Here is a 16926-nt window from a genome sequence, read left to right on the forward strand (position 1 = left end):
TCGATGTCGGCTCATCGCATCCTGGAGCTGTAGAAGGTTCCAAGGGTTAGGCTGTTCGCCTATTAAAGCGGTACGTGAGCTGGGTTCAGAACGTCGCGAGACAGTTCGGTCCCTATCTGATGTGGGCGTAGGAGATTTGCGGGGACCTGTCCTTAGTACGAGAGGACCGGGATGGACGAACCTCTTGTGTTCCAGCTGTCATGCCAGTGGCACGGCTGGGTAGCGAAGTTCGGTTGTGATAAACGCTGAATGCATATAAGCGTGAAGCACTCCCCAAGATCAGATCTCCCAACCCGTAAGGGGCAAGAAGGGCACAGGAAGACCACCTGTTTGATAGGCTGGAAGTGGAAGCGCAGCAATGCGTGTAGCTTACCAGTACTAATCGCCCGTTCGGCTTGACCATAAAATTTACTCGGTGCATCGAAGCACTCAGTACCCGCAGCTAACTTCAGTAGAAACTGACTTCAAGTTGACTGCAGGCTGAGCGCTTCGCGCCGACGGTTTTGACCGGTCAGCCTTAAATTTCACTCAATCTATTCAGTTGTGAGGCTTCGTCCTCACCGTTCTTTGAATTTCGGATGTCATCCTGAACGAGCGCCGCAGTTGCGCGAGTGAAGGACCTGGGCGAGTCACCGCGCGCCGAATCGCATTGCGATAAGGTTTAAAGCGCGAGACGAGCTTCCTTGAACATCCGAGCGACTTTGTCGGTGACCATACCGCGGGGGCAACACCCGTTCCCATCCCGAACACGGAAGTTAAGCCCCGCAGGGCCGATTGTACTGCACGCGAAAGTGTGTGGGAGAGTAGGTCGTCGCCGGCATAAAAAATAAGGCCGATTACGTTTCGCGTAATCGGCCTTTTTGTTTTTGGCCGACCAGAGCGTCCGCCCCCACATTCAAATTTTCTGCTGCTTCCACTGGCCGCGGCGAAATAGCAGAATGCCCGCGGCTGCGATTGCGGCTTCGGCAATTACGATCGCGTAGAAGACGCCACTGGTTCCCCAGCCAGCGCGGATCGCCAGCCAGTACGCCAGCGGAATTTCCAGGAACCAGAAACCGAACAGGTTGACGATGGTGGGTGTCACCGTGTCTCCGGCGCCATTGAAGGCTTGCAGCATGACCATCCCGTAGGAGTAGCCGATGTTCCCATAGCTCAGGATGCGCAGGCACGAAGTTCCCAGCCGGACGACCACTGGATCGTGGGTAAAAAGCCGTATTATCGGTTCAGCGAAAATTATAAAGACGACTCCAATGCCTCCCAGGAACAGCATGTTATAGAAGCCCGTGCGCCACACGGATGCCTCGGCACGCTGCGGCTGATTTGCGCCCAGGTTCTGCCCGACAAGCGTGGCCGCAGCGTTACTCAGACCCCAGGAGGGCAAGATGACGAAAATCAGTATGCGAATCGCGATGGTGTAGCCGGCGAGGGCAGCCGAGCCGAAGGTGCTCACAATGCGTACCAGTCCGATCCAACTCGTGTGCGCGATGGCGAATTGCAGAACGCCGGTGAGCGAGACCCGTATCAGGCGCCACAGCACTGGCAGATTGAGACGGATCTGGCGGGTGAGCACGCGGATGCGCTCTGTCCCGCGCAGCAGCCGATAAAACTGGTAGGCCACGCCGATGCTGCGCCCGGTCAATGTGGAGACGGCCGCTCCGGTCACGCCTAACCGTGGAAATGGGCCCAACCCGAAGATCAGGCAGGGATCGAGCACGAGGTTGATGATGTTTGAAAGCCATAGCAGCCGCATGGCGATTGCCGCATCGCCCGCGCCGCGAAAGATGGCGTTATTCAGAAACAGCATCAGCACAACCCCGCCGCCGCCCAGCGCGATCCGCGTGTAGCTGCCGCCGATGCGGACGATTTCAGGGGATGCGCCCATCAGCCCCAGCAGACGCGGCCCATACAGCAGGCAAGGAACACCAATGAGCAGGGACACGCCCAGTCCCAAGGCCACCGCCTGAACTGCAGCCACCGCCGCGCCTTCCGGATCTTGCTCGCCAATGCGACGCGCCACCATGGCGGTGGTCGAGAGGCTCAAGCCTAGTCCTATGGCGAATACCAGCGACAGCATTGATTCCGTGATGCCTACGGTAGCTATGGCATCCGCCCCCAAACGTCCGACCCACATCACATCCACCACCGCGAACAGCGATTCCAACACCATCTCCAGCACCATAGGAATCGCCAACAACAGAATGGCGCGATTCAGGTTGCCGCTGGTGAAGTCCTGGTGTGTGCCCTGGATCGCTTCCCACACCGACCCCCAGAAACTCTGGGACACCTCTGCTGTGGCCGCATGGCTCATAGAGACCTGCACATTCGTAGCACACTGGACGACTCTCGTCCTGCTAAAGATTCTGTGCGATAATACGGATTCAGCGGGTCAGGTTGAGTCACCAGCCTGGCCCGTTTTCTTTTGACCAGCGAGTCAGGCTCGCGCTATTGGCGCGGGCCGTTTTATTTTTTGGAGGAAACACATGTCAGAATTTCAGGGCAGACGCGTCACCCATTCCTACACCCAAAGCAACAAGGCGACGCCGGAGAAGGTCTTTCCGCTGCTCTGCCCGGTGCGCGAGGCAGACTGGGTTCCGGGGTGGGAATATCGGATGATCTACTCGCAAAGCGGAGTCGCCGAGGCGGGGTGTGTATTTGCTACTCCCAATGAGGGCCACGGCGCTGGACAAAGTGAGCCTTCCGAAACGATCTGGATTGTTACCGAGTACGATCCGGCCGCATTCAGGATCGGATATGCATGGATTAATCCGGGCCTGGTGGCCGCACAGATTAAAATTTCACTGCGCGCAGAGGGACGGGACACGGCAGCTGGCATTCGCTACACCTACACCGGCCTCTCCGAAGCTGGTAATAAAGAGGTCGAGCGCTACGACGAAAAATGGTTTAAACACAAAATGCAGCACTGGGAAAAAGCGATTAACCACTACCTGGGATCGGGAAAGCTGATTTCCGCAGACGCCTGGGAGTAGCGGCCGCCGGCGTAGCTGTGGGGATGTGGCTGGGAAGACGCAGAGCAAAAAAATATCTGAACTCGTGAGAACAGGTTGGAATATAGCTCGGACCTAGGGCAGCAATTCTTTCGGGATCGGATTGTCAGGGCGTTCCTGGTCCCAGATCGCTGACGCGATCCACCACCGCTTGCCATCCCAGAAGAGTTCAACGCTGTTCACCCCACGCATAATTATTGGGCCCTTGGCCGTGGTCCGGCTTTCATAAGTGCTGAAAACGTGTGCAATGTTGCCGAAACGTTTGGTCTCTCGATGGAGTTCGTTTTCGAAGAAGCCGTTTTTTACAAGCGGCGGATCTGACCGGTCCACGAACTGCTGATGGTCCACAATCTCGGCATGCGGCTTTCCATTTTTGTCTTCACTCATTTCGACAAATCGAACGCCTGGAATATAAAGACTGCGATCGCGCTCCCACTGCCGGGGTTGACCCGCGGATCCAGAAATAACTTCGTAGAAAGCTTTCATGATGGAGTCAATGCTGGCTACGTCCTCTGGACGCGGCGGCACGGTGCGGACTTCAACGTGCCGGGACTTTGTGCGCGCCTGAGCGGCCAATGCCGTCCAGCCAGCCGTAACGCAGGCGGTCAACACTGCCAATTGCAATAATGACATCGTCAATGATCGCGGGCGCATTCGGTCTCCTCGCGGCAATACGGCAGACACTCTAACACGAGGAATTATTTCTTGAATATGCCGACGGACCAGCGTGGTTCAGCGAGTGGTTTTGGTGACTTGCCCGGTAGGATTTAGCCAGTTCTGCACGTGGCGCTGGTGTTCTTTTGAAAGCCTGACAAAACGGATGCCGGCGCGCCCGTTCTTATCTGCCCAGGTGATTTCGCCGACAGTTTCGATCGAGATTTTGCTGTCGGGCAGAAAGAATCGGAGGTGCACCTTCTCTGTGATCTTGACCTTTTCAGGCATGCGTATGGAGACGCCGCCCTCACTCAGGTTGAGCAAAACCGATTTAACGTAATGAATTCCGTCCAGAGATACTTCAACCGCCATGTGCAGCGACTTTCGGAACTGCTGGCGGCGCTGCGGATACATGAGGTTCTTTACGGCGCGCAAACCTTGCATAGCGCGTTCCAGTGAGAGGGGCGTGTAAAACACAAAGTTTGCGCCCTCATCGAAAGCGCCGCGCACGGTATCTTCTGGGCTAAGAATTGCAGCGACTATGATCTTGCGGTCCGGTTGATCGCGGAAGCCTTGCAGCACCAAATGAGAGTTGAGCAGGTGTAAGTCTATGATTGCAGCTTCGAACTTCTGTTTCTTTAAAAGCTCCTGAGCCGCATGTGGTTCACCGCACACCACCGCCTCAATATCCAGCCGAGAAAGTGCTTGTCTAAGCGCTGTGATGCGCTCGGCATCGCGGCAAAGTAGTAAGCACTGGAAGGTCATACTCACTGAAAATGTTAAGGCCTTGTAACATCGGAGGCTAGTTACGATGGTCATGGAAAGCCATTCAACAAATACAACTGCGCCGTAGTTAAGGAATCTGGAGACGGCGGGTACGTAAGTAACTTGTGTGTCGCGAAACCGGTACTAAGATGGAATCTCGTCGCTCGAAATAAGCAATAGTCCGTGACTCCAGCCTGCGAGTCGTTCTCACGCGGAGCAGGTGCATTTAAAGTTGGAGGAGGTCAGCGTGGGGTCAGATACTGTTAACCATGTTTCAGCCATGCCGCAGTTTCCGCCGGCGCGGCCAGCGAATTCCCGTAAAACCATTAGGAGCTTCGGTTTTCAACATCTCGAAGAGGTGAACCGCGAGCTGTGGTTAGTTTTGTCGTTGTTCATTCTGGCGGGATTGATGAATTTTCTGCTGGATGCGCACCGCATGGTGTTGGGCCTGTATTCGCTGCCGACCCTGTTCTCCGCGTACATTTACGGCCGCCGGCATGCCACGTTGACTTCGGTCGCCAGCGTAGCCTTGGTCTCGCTTCTCACCTACTTCAATCCGGTCTTATTTGCGCAACAAGAACAAGCTCTTCCGGTCAGCGGTAAATGGTTTGATATTACGGTGTGGGGCGGAATCCTGCTGATCACTGCTTACACCATGGGCACGCTGTACGAGAAGAAAGAGCAGCATGTTCGCGAACTTAAGCGTACCTATCACGGCATTCTTATCATCCTGAGCCAATTCATATCCAAGGACAAATACACCCAAAACCACTCTTATCGAGTCTCGGTGTATGCGGCGAAGCTGGCGGCCCAACTGGGTTTGAGTTCAGACCGCATTGAGGATGTTCGTGCGGCGGCGCTGCTGCATGATCTGGGCAAGCTCGAGGTCAGTCGCGACATTTTGCACAAAGCGGCAAGGCTGACAGAGCACGAATCCTCGGAGATGAAGAGGCATGTTGACCTTGGGGTCGGCATGCTCGAACCGGTGGGTGGTTCACTGTCACGACTGATCCCAATTATCCTGGCACATCATGATAAGTATGACGGGACGGGCTACCATCCTTCTCAGGGCAACGAGATCCCGATGGAATCACGCATTCTGACAGTCGCGGATGTGTACGATTCGCTCACCAGCGATCGTCCGTACCGCAAAGCGATGTCGCCCTACGACGCTAAAGAAGTCATACAGAAGGGATCAGGCAAGGATTTTGATCCCAAAGTAGTGGACGCATTTGTGATTGCCTTCAGAAATGGGCAGATGGAAGTGCCGGAAGTGATCGTTTAGGCGCCCTCCGTTTGTAGATTAGAGCGCCTACCCCGCCAAGACCTACGCTACAACTCTTCGTGTAATATCAAAGTTTTGCATGGCAGCGATCATCGTAGCTGAGGACCTGCGTAAGACTTACCACGTCGGCAAAGTGGAGGTGCCGGCGTTGCGCGGAATCTCGTTCACCGTGGAAAAGGGAGAATTTGTCAGCGTAGTAGGGCCTTCGGGGAGCGGTAAATCAACCCTCTTCTATTTGCTTGGAGGCTTGACGCGCGCCGATTCCGGTCGCGTGCTGATAGACGGTGCGGACTTCGCCTGCCTTTCCGACGGGGAGCGCACCCGCATGCGCAAAAACAAGATTGGTTTTGTGTTTCAGAAATTCAATCTCCTGCCTACGCTGGATGCGCTCTCCAACATAACTATCGCGCAGGACATAGCCGGCAATCACGCCAGCCCCAACGATGAATACTTTCGGCGCATTATTGAGTTGTTGGGAATCGCGCCACGCCTGCATCATAGGCCATCCGAGCTTTCTGGCGGTGAACAGCAACGTGTGGCTTTGGCGAGAGCGCTGATTAACCATCCCGCAATCGTGCTGGCCGATGAGCCTACGGGAAACCTGGATTCCAAGAACTCTGAAATCGTACTGAATATGTTGCGGCACTCCAAGGAAGCGCTCGGCCAAACCGTCCTGATGATCACCCACAATCCTGAAGCCGCCGCCTACGGCGACCGCACTATCCATATGCGGGACGGACAGATTGTGGACGGTGCGGCCATTGCCACGGAACCCCGGTGAAGGCTAGTTCCTCAAGCCGGTGCCAATCGGTTTTACAATAAGCCTCATGGAAGACCTGCGAACTCCTATCCTGCCCGGCACCGCTGCCTCCGATTACGAGCGCTACCTGCGTACCGACGAACTCCTGAGCCTGCAGAAGCAGCCGGAAGAGCTGCTGCACAAGGATGAAGTCACATTCCAGGTTGTGCATCAGGCATCCGAGTTGATGCTGAAAGGCGCGGCATGGGAACTGGAACGTGCGCTCGATCACCTTGAACAGGGTGACTTCGGCAACACTGGCCGCCTGATTCGTCGCGCCAACATGGAAATTGATTATCCGATCCAGATGTTGCATGTGCTGGAGACCATCACCCCTTACGACTACCACCTGATCCGCGCTGGCTTAGGACACGGCAGCGGCCTGGACTCACCAGGTTTTTTGTCGTTGTTGCACGTGGGGCCACGTCTGGGGAGGGCGTTCTACGAGCAACTTGAGCGAACCGGGATCACCTTGGATGCCCTGTACCGGCATCACCAGAAACATTTTGCCCTTCATGAGGTTGCCGAGAGCCTGCTGGATTTTGACGAGCGGGTGCAGATCTTCCGCTTTCATCATTTGAAATTGGCGCAGCGCATCATCGGCGGGGGAGTCGTGGGGACGATGGGTACGCCGGTGGAGGTGCTCCATCAGCGGCAGGAACACGTCTTATACAAGGAACTCTGGGATGTGCGTAACCAGATCACAGCCAGAGCCAATGAAAGCCTGCAGAATGAAGGGAAAATCTGAAGGCGGCGGCCCACCGGCTGAATCAGGCTGGAGTGCGGGATTGCCTGTGTTTCGAAGGCTCATTTATAATCGCTGCTATAATCCTTTCAGTCGAGCGGGAGTAACTCAGCGGTAGAGTGCGACCTTGCCAAGGTCGAAGTCGCGGGTTCAAATCCCGTCTCCCGCTCCAGAATTTCTGACCCAGAGATTTGCTCTGAACCCTCCAGCTATCCCTCAGCGACAAGCATCGAGAGCGTAACCAGAGCAGCAACCTAGCGGCGGAGTGCAGAAGCTACCCGTCCCACAGGAGTGCAAGGGCCAAGGAGGCCTTGGGGCCGTGTCACGCGCCTTGGTCGTGGAATTCACGTTAAGTCAACATTTGTGCCCAGATGCAACTTGTTAGGAGGCCAGTGCAACAGTTGTGTATCTGCAGGCCGTTACCAATATATAAACACGCTGTCCCGAGCGCGGGAATCTACTCAGGAAAAGGCTGTTGAAAAAAACGGAACACTGCGTGCTTGCTATTCCAAATGTGAAACTACCGCCCTCGACTTTTCCTCGCGCAGAACGTCGGCGGAAGATTGATGTTTCGCTCAGTCCCACAGGTCGACCCCGAAAGAAAATCCAAACAGAGAGGATAAAAATGAAGAACTTCATTATGCTGCTCATCTTCGCCGTCGCCTGTACCCTATCGGCGAGCGCCGAAGTGCCCAAGGGGGAGAGCGGTTTCCTGCTGGGCGGCAATGCCCAGAATGCTCAAGATCCAGAGAACCCGGCGAATGACGTAATTGTGATTAACACTCTAGCTCCGCCTTTTTACGGTACGGTGTCGCGGGTGCTCGGGGTACAAATTGCCGCGCTCGACAATATGCTCGAGTTTAAGTCCTATTTTCAGAACCGCAGCTGTGGCGGTGGGTCCCCGCGCTTCGTGTTGACTATCGATCTGAACGGCGATGGTGTCCCCGACGGTGACGTGTGGGCCTACACCTTCCCCTTTACTCCCGGCGGTTGCGTGCCGAATCGCTGGCAATACGATGATTTGACAGACGAGATGCCGCGGTGGGATGCCTCTCCGCTGGTCGCGTCCGGATTCCCAGTGCTCGCCACGATATGTTCAAACCCACTCTTCAATACGAATCCAGCAATCGCTCCTCTGTGTCCTTTCGTACAGAACAGCAGCTACGTGCCGTGGAATGTCTTCAAGACTGTGCTCACTGTTCTCTACCCGAACCACAAAATATGTAGCGGAGCTCTAGTCGATGACTCAGGTTGGATGGCAGCGGCTGCGGGGGTCGCCTACTACGACATCATCTCCCTGGGTCGGGCCACGTGGGAAGATCACGAAGATAGCGTGGGACGCGGTTTCGCAAAGGGTTGCGGACAGCCTGATGAAGGTGACGTCGAGATTCCGGGCGACGAAAACCATGATCGGGCGGTCAATGATGACGACCGCAATTGGAAGAGTAGGCACAGCGGGCAGTGAGCTTCACCAGCATTAAGAGGGCCGAAAAAATCCGGCCCTCGTGCTTCCCCAAGCAGAATAATTCAGCTCGGCGAAAGTGACCTCCAACGATCCCGTATTGTCGCGCATTACTCCTATGGCATTAAGTGTGTCCCGCTCGAAAGGAAGCCCGCCAATTCCTCTAACGCCGTGGAATCTCGACATCAAATCGTGACATCAGCCTCTCTGCCTGTTTACAAGTTCTGCATGCTGTCCAGGTTTTGTGCACGCAACATGGGCGTAGTAAAATCACTCAGAGCGAGCTTCTGGAGCTATCCGCCAAACATCTTGGCGTCAGTTTTCTAACTGATTTAGGCGCGGTACCCAAGTGGTAAGGGAGAGGTCTGCAAAACCTTTATACGTCGGTTCGATTCCGACCCGCGCCTCCAACTTTCTTTCAATCCAGTTGCGCGATTCAGCTTTCCTTGCATTTTTGTCACTGTAGCGGAATGTGTAGCAACTGCTCGTCACGTTTCGCATATTCGGCGATTGGGTTTGTCCTATTGAATTCCTCGACACGTCGCACGGCAGCACTTTGGTGCTCCTCGGTCGGATGCGCATACCTCAGAACCATCTGAATTCGGGAACTGCTGCAAAGTGCTTTGCGGCATAACGGGGGTCGTCCAGGATCCTGCAATCCTGCATCCAAGCTGCTGGAGGACCTCCATGTTCCTAACCAGGGTATTTGCTGCCTTTATTATTCTTTGTACCGGGCTGGGTTGGTCACAAGTCAGCGGTTCGGGAAGCACGAATTTTGTGCCGCGTTGGACAAGTTCGAGCAGCCTTGGGAATACATCGCTTTTTTACAATCCAACTTCTGGCCGCTTTTCTATCAACTCCAATACTTCAGCCGCCAAGTTCAGCATCCGCACGGGATTGAATTTTGCGCTCTGGGTGCAGAGCACGGCGGCCGGCGCACACGTCATTCGCGGCGAGGCCCTGAACAGTGCTGGAGGAGCGGGAGTTGAGGGCTCTGCGGCTGGCGCGAAAGGGATTGGTGTCCACGGAATCGGTGGCCACGAAGGCGTGGTGGCAGAGGGTACCGGCGATTCGGCGGCGATCGGGCTGCACGCCAAGGGAAATGGGGTCGGAGTATTTTCTGAGACGTTTCTCGGAGCTTCGGGAGCGATTGCCGGCGTGTTTCACAATGCCACCGGAGGAGACATATTGCTTGGCACCAGCGGCTTCTCCATGGACCGCAAGTTTCGCGTGGATGGCGCCGGCAATGTATTTGCAAACGCCTACAACACAGGAGGCGCCGATTTCGCTGAGTCAGTGGCCGGTGCGGCTGCGGGGCGCAGCTACGAGCCCGGAGATGTGCTGGTGATCGATCCGGCCTCTGATCGTCGAGTGGGACTCTCACCAACCCCTTACTCGACGTTAGTCGCCGGTATTTACTCCACCAAACCTGGCATCCTGGCCAGCCCTTATGGGATGGGTGAGCGGCCGAGTTCTCATTTGCCTTTGGCGGTAATGGGAATTGTTCCCTGCAAAGTGACTGCGGAAAATGGCTCGATTCAACGTGGAGACTTGCTAGTCACATCCTCAGAGAGCGGCTATGCCATGAAAGGTACGGACCGCAGCCGGATGCTGGGCGCTGTCCTGGGAAAGGCAATGGAACCGCTGAGAAGCGGCAAAGGCACCATCCAGGTGCTGATCACGCTGCAATAGAATCTAAAGACGCCGGTGCCTCAAGACGGCAGGCATAGATCGCCACTCGAACTGTTGAGCCTCAGTTTGGGTTAGGTTTGGTCGAAGAACAAAATGAAGCATCAGATTGTTCACACGCTTCAGAAATACTTTCTGAACCCGCCCATCAAGTTCGCACTCGGAATAGGTCTGCCGCTGCCCGGATATGCGCTGCTCGAAACGAAGGGGAGAAAGACGGGAAAGCCACGGCGCACGCCAGTGGGCGATGGTCGCATTGGAAACCAGTTCTGGCTAGTGGCAGAGCATGGCGTGAAGGCTGGATACGTCCGCAACATTGAGCACGATCCGCATGTGCGTCTGAAGGTGCGTGAGGGGTTAAGATACCGCTGGCACGCGGGGACTGCCAATCTGCTTGTTGATGATGATCCGTGTGAACGCCAACGTTGGCTGGCGCGTCAAAAGCCCTCAAGCGCCGGGAACGCGAGAGCGGTGCGGCTTTTCGGAACAGAACTCCTCAGCATTCGAGTTGATTTGGATCACTAAGCGAAAAGGGTTCAGAACAAGGCTAAGCCACCGGGATGAGGATCTAAGTGCTTGGCTCGTAGGTATATTGCAGTGTTCCTCGGGATGGTGTCACGTGACTGAACTCTGCATTTGCCCCTTGCACTGTTATTAGCACTGCCGTGCCCAGCACACGCTGCGCTGCTCGCAGCACTCTCACTTCTGTTGAACCCCTCGGACGCCGGACACGCCTTACACCAATAGAGACTTAGCTATACGGTATGCGCCTAGACAAATGTAGACGACGGCGATTGCAAACCACGCAGCACGTTGCTTTCTGCCAAAAGGCCTGCTCTCCTCGACCGCTTTGGCGAGGCCGAGTTGCTGCAAATTTTGCCAACGCCCATTAAAGACCTGGTACAAAAAAAGGAGTCCAGCCACGACATCAAAAACACCCTGCAGGACAGCATCTTGGTTGCTCATTTCAGTTCCATGTGCAGGACACATTATGGCATGCAGACGTCAGCGAACTACCGCACCACAGCACCATATTCAGCGCCGCACACGCGCCCACCAGATCACACACGCTGGCGTCAGAGAGAACCAGGAGACATGATTGAGCCGCGCACACGGAAGATCATTAGGCATGAGGAGATCACAAGCAGGTATGACCGCGAGATCGTAACATCCCGTTACTGTATCGTGGCCTGTCCCGAAAGCTGAGCGCCCGCATTATCAAATATCTGGACGACTGCGAGGTGAGGCCGCGTTACCCTGGACATGTGCGAGGTCAGCACATCAAATGTTTTTCTCGATCGAGCTGCGAGACCGCATTGTGCCCAGACACAATGTCGGCATCCCCAATCGTTCCAATGCGTACGTGGGTTCGATTCCGACCCGCGCCTCCACTTTTTTCAGCTAATTTCACGATCCGCCCTTCCTTCCATTTCTATCACTGTACCGAAATATGTAGCGACTGCTCGTCGCTTTTCGAATATTCGGCGATTTGGTTTGCCTTATTAAACTCCTCAAACCGATACACGGCCGCAGTTTGATGCAAGCATACGAAGAAGTGCTGATCTTAGATCAGTACCTACGAAAGGTGAGGCTCAAATGGGTGTTGAATCATCGTATAATTGTGAGAATGTGGTCTCGAACAGTTCATAAAGTTCGGGGTCGAATTCTGCTGAGAGAAACATTGCTGGCCTCTTGTCTTTTGTCGTGTGATAGGGGATAAGTTCTATCAAAGCCCACTCTCCCTTCACAATCACGCCTTGCATTGTTGGTGCGGACGTATAGCTGCGTAATCCAGTAATGACACTCGGAAATTCCTTGGCCAGTTGCTTCCAGCGACCGGATGTCGCTGATTTGTGCGGCTGCACCTGATGGATCGAACTCGTATTCACCAAGGTGCTTGCGAAAGGCTTCAATCGCTTGTGATCCTACGCGGGGATTCCATGTGAGTACGCGCAATGTGGTTCGAGCGATCTTCGCATTGTTCAGGTACTCCCGCATATCATTCAGCGTATCTTTGGACATGATGCTGACATATAGGACGTCCTTGCCGCTTTTAAATGCACTCTCGTACACCCTGCCGTAAACTTTTTTGCGGTGACGCAGAAAGAGGCTGGCATTGCAAGAGTCGGCATATATATTCTTAGCTGCGTTTTCTGTATCCGAGCCTTGCACTACCTCAACAATCTGCTTGAATCGGGCAAGTACGATTTCAAACAGTACGTGTTTGCCGAACTCCGAAAATATGTCAGGAAATGGCATTCCGCCCACGCTCTGTCCGCCCTTGGTCATTCCACGCGCTCTGTTTCCTATCGTCGCTGATAGAACGCGGCGCCATTTTGCCCGTGGCGAACCGAGAATAGCAGGCTCTTCAGGACAGACCAAGCGGCAATTCTATTTTCGAAAAGATGCAAGGGGCACTGCGGTAGGGTCAGTGCGGCGGAGTGGTAGAGGGCTCGGTCTTCGTGGGACGCCGCGACACCACACCCCGACGAGCGGTCCCTCTACCTTTTTGCAGCAGTGGAGGCTCGTCGGGGAATGGTCCTCGCCAGCCACTTTTTTAGTGCACAGTCATCCAATGGGGCGACGATGGAATACCGTTGGCGACGACAAACAATTGGCTAAGGCCGGTTTCCGTGTTGGCCGGAACGTCAAAGTGGGTTGATACAGTTTTGCTCCCAGTGGCCACTGCCATTGTGCTGTGGCCATGAGTACGGCAGTAGAACACATGTCCCGTAGCCGCGTTCACGATGCGAACTAACGGATAGTTGGTGGCATCCTGGAAATCGTCGCCGTAAGCCGCTGCCTGCGAGAGTCCATTGAATTGCGTACCCGAGATGCTGTAGCTGTTGCCCCGGGTGACGTTGGCAGGAGCTGAGCTGATGGCTGGAGCCCACGCAGCATTGTAGGTACCGGCCGGGGTGAAGATCTCAACATCGCTGGTGAAGTCGGTGAACATGATCTGTCCCGTGGGCAGGACAAGGAGATGTCCGACGTACGATGCGTCTGCCAGCGCACTCGGTGGCGTGCTGGTCAACGAGAAGGTCGAACCATTCCACTCGAAGAATTGCCCAGCCGGAGGATAGAAGCGGCTGGGGCTGGAGAAGACCAGAACGTTGCCGTTGGGTTCCAGGGCCGCAGGTCCATCCGCAGCGCCATAGGCTCCGGGAAAATCTGGTCCAGCAGTCCATGCGCCCGACTTTGAGTTGTAGATGGCTGTGTGGCCTGGTCCGCAGGTATTTGCGCCAGTGTAAAAGACCGTACCATCCGGCCTCAGGATGGCAGGACCAACTTCATAAGAAGCCAGGTTTGATCCTCCGCATGAGTCCCAAAGTTGCACCCGGGTGCTGCCAGCGCTCGTCCATGTGGCAGTACCTGGGCTGTAGATCTCCGAGTTAGTACCGCTGGCGTCGTACTTGAACACATACGCATCAACCGTCAGAACTTTTCCGTTCGGCAGCAGCGTCCATCCTTCGTCGTTGATATCGAACTTGCCTTTTCCGACGTTGGTCCAGGTCAAAGTTGATGGATTGAAAAGAGCCTGTTCGGTGGTGCAGCAGTTCGCCTGCATATAAGTTCCATTGGGCAAAATCACTGATTGGGCGTCGCCAATTGTCGTCCAGCCTGCTGGCGGCTGCACCGACTTCCAGGCGTTCTTCAGAGGATCGTAGAGCGCCCCTTGATTGGTCCACACTGCGTTGCAGCTTCCACTAGCGCAGTTGTATTCGCCGCCCTCAATGACCACGCGGCCATCGGGCAACACAACGGACCCGAAATATAGAGGGGCATAGCCGCTCGGCAACGAAGCCACTTGCTTCCAGGTGCCGTTCACGTAGCTGCCATGGCTATCAGGTATCAGCTTGTACCAGGAACTATAGTCTGTGCTTGTGCAGGTAAGGCAGTTGGGTTCCGAGTGCACCAGGACGGTGCCATCGGTCAGGAGCAACATTGCTCCCGGGCTGAAAGTTGGCTGGTTAGCCAGTGGTTGCCAGGTCTGGCATAGGGCGGCACTGGAACTGACGATGATAACGGCGAGCATGACCGCTAACTTCCGCAATAGTTTCATTGCCTTCTCCTCGGCGTGATTATGGGTGTTCAGGAAGCCCGATTTATGGATCAGGAATGTCACGTTTGCTGCTCTTCAGCAGCTAAGAAAAATGGGTGGCGCCCACAGGCGTACTAATCCGGGTTCGTACTTCGGACGGGGTAGATTCTGGGCCACTCTGAAGGGTTGCTTCTAATTAGGAGAGAGTAGGATCACCCGCAATTGACGGCTGACGAGAATAGACTTCCCCAACGGACCAATTGGGGCACAAACGGCCAAGTGTTCGCCTGAGCACAGCAAGCGGTCACAGAGTGTTGCGATTCTGGGCTGGTGCTCTATCGTTTTCCTGAAGAACAAGTCCATAGGCATAGAATCTACTGCTTCCAGGAGGGGATGACGAAAATGCGGGATTACACGATCGGAGTGGCTGTGGCGTTGCTGGTAGCTGGCGGATTTCTTTTGCGCGCACAATCGTCGCCAGCGGGTTCAGCAGAAGAGTCGGACAGGAGGGTCCTTAGCCAGAAGTTGCCGAAGATGAATGGCGACAACCTAACCGTGCACTTGGTGGAAGTTGATTATCCCGTGGGCATCGGGTCCGAGCCTCACAGCCATCCCTGCCCGGTTATCGGCTACGTTGTCAACGGCGCCATCGAGTCACAGGTCAAAGGATCGCCTGGTCAGACCTACGAAGCCGGTAAGGCCTTCTACGAACCACCCAATGGGATCCATCAAGTCTCCAAGGATGGTAGCCCCAGTCAAACCTCGCGATTGCTGGCGATCTTTATATGTGATCGCGACGTTCCGCTGTCCGGTCCTCCAACCCCGGACGCACATATGACCAAATAGCAGGGTGAGCATTACCTTCGTGCTTTGACCCGGTAACACGCCGCCGTTACTTTGAAGCAAGGTCTCGCAAATGTTAGAGTCCTCTCAAGTTTCGGTTCGGCGGCGAGCACAGCGTGCAAATCCGCGTTTCTTATTTTCTGGCCGAGTGATGCTCTTTGAAGCCGAACGGACGGAAGTCACGGCTGGCCGGGCCCTCGGCATAAGCCTCTCAGGATTAGCGGCAGTGCTCCCACGGGACCTTTCCCTGGGTCAAACGGTCGAGTTAGAATTTGTATTCCCGCTTTCGTCAGACGCTTTGCACCTCCGCGCCATCGTGCGCAATCGCATTGGGGACCGCTATGGATTCGAATTTGTGTCCCTGAGCACCGATCACCGCGACGCTATCGAGCGAGGATGCGCCGGCCTGGCGCCTCTGTAAGCCAGCAGTCACTAAGGTACTAGTCTTCACGCTGAGCAATCTTCTACAACCTTCTTTAAGCCTCTGAATTATGACCCACCCACAAATGATCAAGCTGGCCGTGGACTGGTTGCGGCGCTATGGTTGCGGCGTGGTGCTCTCCGAACAGCTTTGCCAAAGCGGAGAGATGCCCGACGCCATCGGCTGGAAGCGGCGCTGTCACTCGGTGGTCGTGGAATGCAAGATGTCGAGGGCAGATTTTCTGAGCGATTCCAACAAGCCGTTCCGGCAAAATCCCGAGATGGCTCTGGGTTGTGAACGCTTCTATATGGTTCCCAGGGGGCTGGTCACCACGGGCGATCTGCCACCCGGCTGGGGATTGCTGGAATGCACGGGCAAAAAAGTCGAGCTCCGCCGCAAGAGTCGTTGCCAGCGCAGCTTAGCTGGGCTGATGTTCGAGATGAATCTATTGCTGGCCAGTCTTCGGCGGGTAGAGATTCGCATTGAGCCCCAGACCATCACCGAATTCCTCAAATGGAAGAACAGGCTCATGGAATACAACGGCGGCGTGTGCCCCAAGGAACTGACGCCCTCGCAAGAAGAGCCCAATCAGCACCTGATAAATCACTGAACTTAATGGAAGGATTGACCTGCGCTCAGAGTGCCACGGCAGAGTACAATATGAATAATATGTCCGAACGCACCTTTACCCTGGAAGAAGCCCACGACCTGTTACCAATCCTGGAATCGCTCCTGCGGACGGCGATCCAAAGCAAAAAAGACGTGACTCAAATCGACAAGGAATTCGAGGAGATTGCCCACCGCGTATTTCTTGCCGGTGGCTTGATGCTGCCCATCGTCAAACTTGCGCGTCGCAAGGCGGAGCGTGAGAAGTCGGTCCAGCGAATTAAGGACGCAGTTACCGAAATCCACTCTACCGGGGTCCAGGTTAAGGACTTAGACATCGGATTGCTCGATTTTCCCTGCGAAGTAGAAGGCGGCACGATTCTGTTGTGCTGGAAGCTTGGCGAGCAAAAAATCACGCACTGGCACAGCACTGAGGAAGGTTACTCTGGGCGCAAGCCTCTGGATGACCGCATTCTGAAGCTGCCGCCAAAACGCCAGCACTGAGCGGTAAATCTAAATTTCAATAAGACCGATAGAAAAGCCAGCTCTGCTAAAATTCTGTGCAGCAATGCCTTGGTTCGACGTTCCCAGGATGACTCTATCCGGGTCC

General features: G+C 55.1%; 17 protein-coding genes, 2 tRNA genes and 2 rRNA genes. 15 read left to right on the forward strand and 6 right to left on the reverse strand.

Translation table 11 applies throughout. From position 1 onward, the window contains the following. Both VFA76_05295 and rrf read left to right on the forward strand, forming a co-directional pair. Positions 1-403: ribosomal RNA gene (locus VFA76_05295) — 23S ribosomal RNA — on the forward strand; the annotation flags it as partial. 300 nt (positions 404-703) lie between these two features. Beyond that, positions 704-820: ribosomal RNA gene (rrf, locus tag VFA76_05300) — 5S ribosomal RNA — on the forward strand. A 75-nt stretch (positions 821-895) separates the two neighbouring features. Here rrf and VFA76_05305 read toward each other — a convergent pair. After that, entirely contained in the window at positions 896-2308 is a 1413-nt protein-coding gene (locus VFA76_05305; protein ID HZR31252.1) for an MATE family efflux transporter, read from the reverse strand. Between the two features lie 172 nt (positions 2309-2480). Here VFA76_05305 and VFA76_05310 point away from each other — a divergent pair, with 172 nt between their 5' ends. Next, a complete protein-coding gene (locus VFA76_05310) occupies positions 2481-2987 on the forward strand; it encodes a hypothetical protein (protein HZR31253.1) in 507 nt (168 codons plus the stop codon). Positions 2988-3080: 93 nt separating this feature from the next. On the opposite strand, the gene VFA76_05315 is transcribed toward VFA76_05310, so the two are convergent. Continuing rightward, on the reverse strand, positions 3081-3638 hold the full coding sequence (locus tag VFA76_05315; GenBank protein ID HZR31254.1) for a hypothetical protein: 558 nt from the start codon (positions 3636-3638) through the stop codon (positions 3081-3083). 99 nt (positions 3639-3737) lie between these two features. After that, positions 3738-4424, reverse strand: a complete 687-nt coding sequence (locus VFA76_05320; GenBank protein ID HZR31255.1) for a PilZ domain-containing protein — start codon at positions 4422-4424, stop codon at positions 3738-3740. 247 nt (positions 4425-4671) lie between these two features. Between VFA76_05320 and VFA76_05325 the strand changes: the two genes are divergently transcribed. The 8 genes from VFA76_05325 (at position 4672) to VFA76_05360 (ending at position 10929) form a co-directional block, all read left to right on the forward strand. Further along, positions 4672-5709, forward strand: a complete 1038-nt coding sequence (locus VFA76_05325) for an HD-GYP domain-containing protein (protein ID HZR31256.1) — start codon at positions 4672-4674, stop codon at positions 5707-5709. A 79-nt stretch (positions 5710-5788) separates the two neighbouring features. Beyond that, entirely contained in the window at positions 5789-6490 is a 702-nt protein-coding gene (locus tag VFA76_05330; protein ID HZR31257.1) for an ABC transporter ATP-binding protein, read from the forward strand. A 46-nt stretch (positions 6491-6536) separates the two neighbouring features. Continuing rightward, positions 6537-7256: a tryptophan 2,3-dioxygenase family protein gene (locus VFA76_05335; GenBank protein HZR31258.1), complete on the forward strand. Its 720-nt coding sequence runs from the start codon at positions 6537-6539 to the stop codon at positions 7254-7256. Positions 7257-7350: 94 nt separating this feature from the next. Beyond that, a tRNA-Gly gene (locus tag VFA76_05340) sits at positions 7351-7425 on the forward strand. Positions 7426-7878: 453 nt separating this feature from the next. After that, positions 7879-8718 (forward strand): hypothetical protein, encoded by an 840-nt coding sequence (locus VFA76_05345; GenBank protein HZR31259.1) that lies wholly within the window; start codon positions 7879-7881, stop codon positions 8716-8718. A gap of 332 nt (positions 8719-9050) precedes the next feature. Then, a tRNA-Cys gene (locus tag VFA76_05350) sits at positions 9051-9125 on the forward strand. Positions 9126-9402: 277 nt separating this feature from the next. Continuing rightward, positions 9403-10407 (forward strand): hypothetical protein, encoded by a 1005-nt coding sequence (locus tag VFA76_05355; protein HZR31260.1) that lies wholly within the window; start codon positions 9403-9405, stop codon positions 10405-10407. A gap of 93 nt (positions 10408-10500) precedes the next feature. Next, entirely contained in the window at positions 10501-10929 is a 429-nt protein-coding gene (locus VFA76_05360; protein HZR31261.1) for a nitroreductase/quinone reductase family protein, read from the forward strand. A 210-nt stretch (positions 10930-11139) separates the two neighbouring features. Here the strand turns inward: VFA76_05360 and VFA76_05365 are convergent, their stop codons facing one another. From VFA76_05365 to VFA76_05375, 3 genes are all read right to left on the reverse strand, one after another. Next, positions 11140-11370, reverse strand: a complete 231-nt coding sequence (locus VFA76_05365) for a hypothetical protein (GenBank protein HZR31262.1) — start codon at positions 11368-11370, stop codon at positions 11140-11142. 678 nt (positions 11371-12048) lie between these two features. Further along, complete coding sequence (locus VFA76_05370; protein HZR31263.1) at positions 12049-12693, reverse strand: hypothetical protein; 645 nt, start codon at positions 12691-12693, stop codon at positions 12049-12051. A 268-nt stretch (positions 12694-12961) separates the two neighbouring features. Next, the gene (locus VFA76_05375; protein ID HZR31264.1) at positions 12962-14467 is read right to left on the reverse strand and encodes a hypothetical protein; all 1506 of its coding nucleotides are present in this window, start codon (positions 14465-14467) and stop codon (positions 12962-12964) included. Positions 14468-14839: 372 nt separating this feature from the next. Here VFA76_05375 and VFA76_05380 point away from each other — a divergent pair, with 372 nt between their 5' ends. The 4 genes from VFA76_05380 (at position 14840) to VFA76_05395 (ending at position 16820) form a co-directional block, all read left to right on the forward strand. Further along, positions 14840-15292 (forward strand): cupin domain-containing protein, encoded by a 453-nt coding sequence (locus tag VFA76_05380; GenBank protein ID HZR31265.1) that lies wholly within the window; start codon positions 14840-14842, stop codon positions 15290-15292. 70 nt (positions 15293-15362) lie between these two features. Next, entirely contained in the window at positions 15363-15710 is a 348-nt protein-coding gene (locus VFA76_05385) for a PilZ domain-containing protein (protein HZR31266.1), read from the forward strand. Between the two features lie 70 nt (positions 15711-15780). Continuing rightward, complete coding sequence (locus VFA76_05390; GenBank protein HZR31267.1) at positions 15781-16320, forward strand: hypothetical protein; 540 nt, start codon at positions 15781-15783, stop codon at positions 16318-16320. 50 nt (positions 16321-16370) lie between these two features. Continuing rightward, entirely contained in the window at positions 16371-16820 is a 450-nt protein-coding gene (locus VFA76_05395) for a DUF2203 domain-containing protein (protein ID HZR31268.1), read from the forward strand. The last annotated feature ends 106 nt before the right edge of the window (positions 16821-16926 follow it).

It is taken from the genome of Terriglobales bacterium, assembly GCA_035651655.1.
Lineage (GTDB): Bacteria > Acidobacteriota > Terriglobia > Terriglobales > Acidobacteriaceae > DASRFG01.

Excerpts from the sequence above, each read along its gene's own strand:
- VFA76_05360 (HZR31261.1), top strand. The coding sequence starts at position 10,501 with ATGAAGCATCAGATTGTTCACACGCTTCAGAAATACTTTCTGAACCCG.
- VFA76_05330 (HZR31257.1), top strand. The coding sequence starts at position 5,789 with ATGGCAGCGATCATCGTAGCTGAGGACCTGCGTAAGACTTACCACGTC.
- VFA76_05370 (HZR31263.1), bottom strand. The coding sequence starts at position 12,693 with ATGACCAAGGGCGGACAGAGCGTGGGCGGAATGCCATTTCCTGACATA.
- VFA76_05315 (HZR31254.1), bottom strand. The coding sequence starts at position 3,638 with ATGTCATTATTGCAATTGGCAGTGTTGACCGCCTGCGTTACGGCTGGC.
- VFA76_05380 (HZR31265.1), top strand. The coding sequence starts at position 14,840 with ATGACGAAAATGCGGGATTACACGATCGGAGTGGCTGTGGCGTTGCTG.
- VFA76_05385 (HZR31266.1), top strand. The coding sequence starts at position 15,363 with ATGTTAGAGTCCTCTCAAGTTTCGGTTCGGCGGCGAGCACAGCGTGCA.
- VFA76_05390 (HZR31267.1), top strand. The coding sequence starts at position 15,781 with ATGACCCACCCACAAATGATCAAGCTGGCCGTGGACTGGTTGCGGCGC.
- VFA76_05365 (HZR31262.1), bottom strand. The coding sequence starts at position 11,370 with ATGAGCAACCAAGATGCTGTCCTGCAGGGTGTTTTTGATGTCGTGGCT.
- VFA76_05395 (HZR31268.1), top strand. The coding sequence starts at position 16,371 with ATGAATAATATGTCCGAACGCACCTTTACCCTGGAAGAAGCCCACGAC.
- VFA76_05320 (HZR31255.1), bottom strand. The coding sequence starts at position 4,424 with ATGACCTTCCAGTGCTTACTACTTTGCCGCGATGCCGAGCGCATCACA.
- VFA76_05345 (HZR31259.1), top strand. The coding sequence starts at position 7,879 with ATGAAGAACTTCATTATGCTGCTCATCTTCGCCGTCGCCTGTACCCTA.
- VFA76_05355 (HZR31260.1), top strand. The coding sequence starts at position 9,403 with ATGTTCCTAACCAGGGTATTTGCTGCCTTTATTATTCTTTGTACCGGG.
- VFA76_05310 (HZR31253.1), top strand. The coding sequence starts at position 2,481 with ATGTCAGAATTTCAGGGCAGACGCGTCACCCATTCCTACACCCAAAGC.
- VFA76_05375 (HZR31264.1), bottom strand. The coding sequence starts at position 14,467 with ATGAAACTATTGCGGAAGTTAGCGGTCATGCTCGCCGTTATCATCGTC.
- VFA76_05335 (HZR31258.1), top strand. The coding sequence starts at position 6,537 with ATGGAAGACCTGCGAACTCCTATCCTGCCCGGCACCGCTGCCTCCGAT.
- VFA76_05305 (HZR31252.1), bottom strand. The coding sequence starts at position 2,308 with ATGAGCCATGCGGCCACAGCAGAGGTGTCCCAGAGTTTCTGGGGGTCG.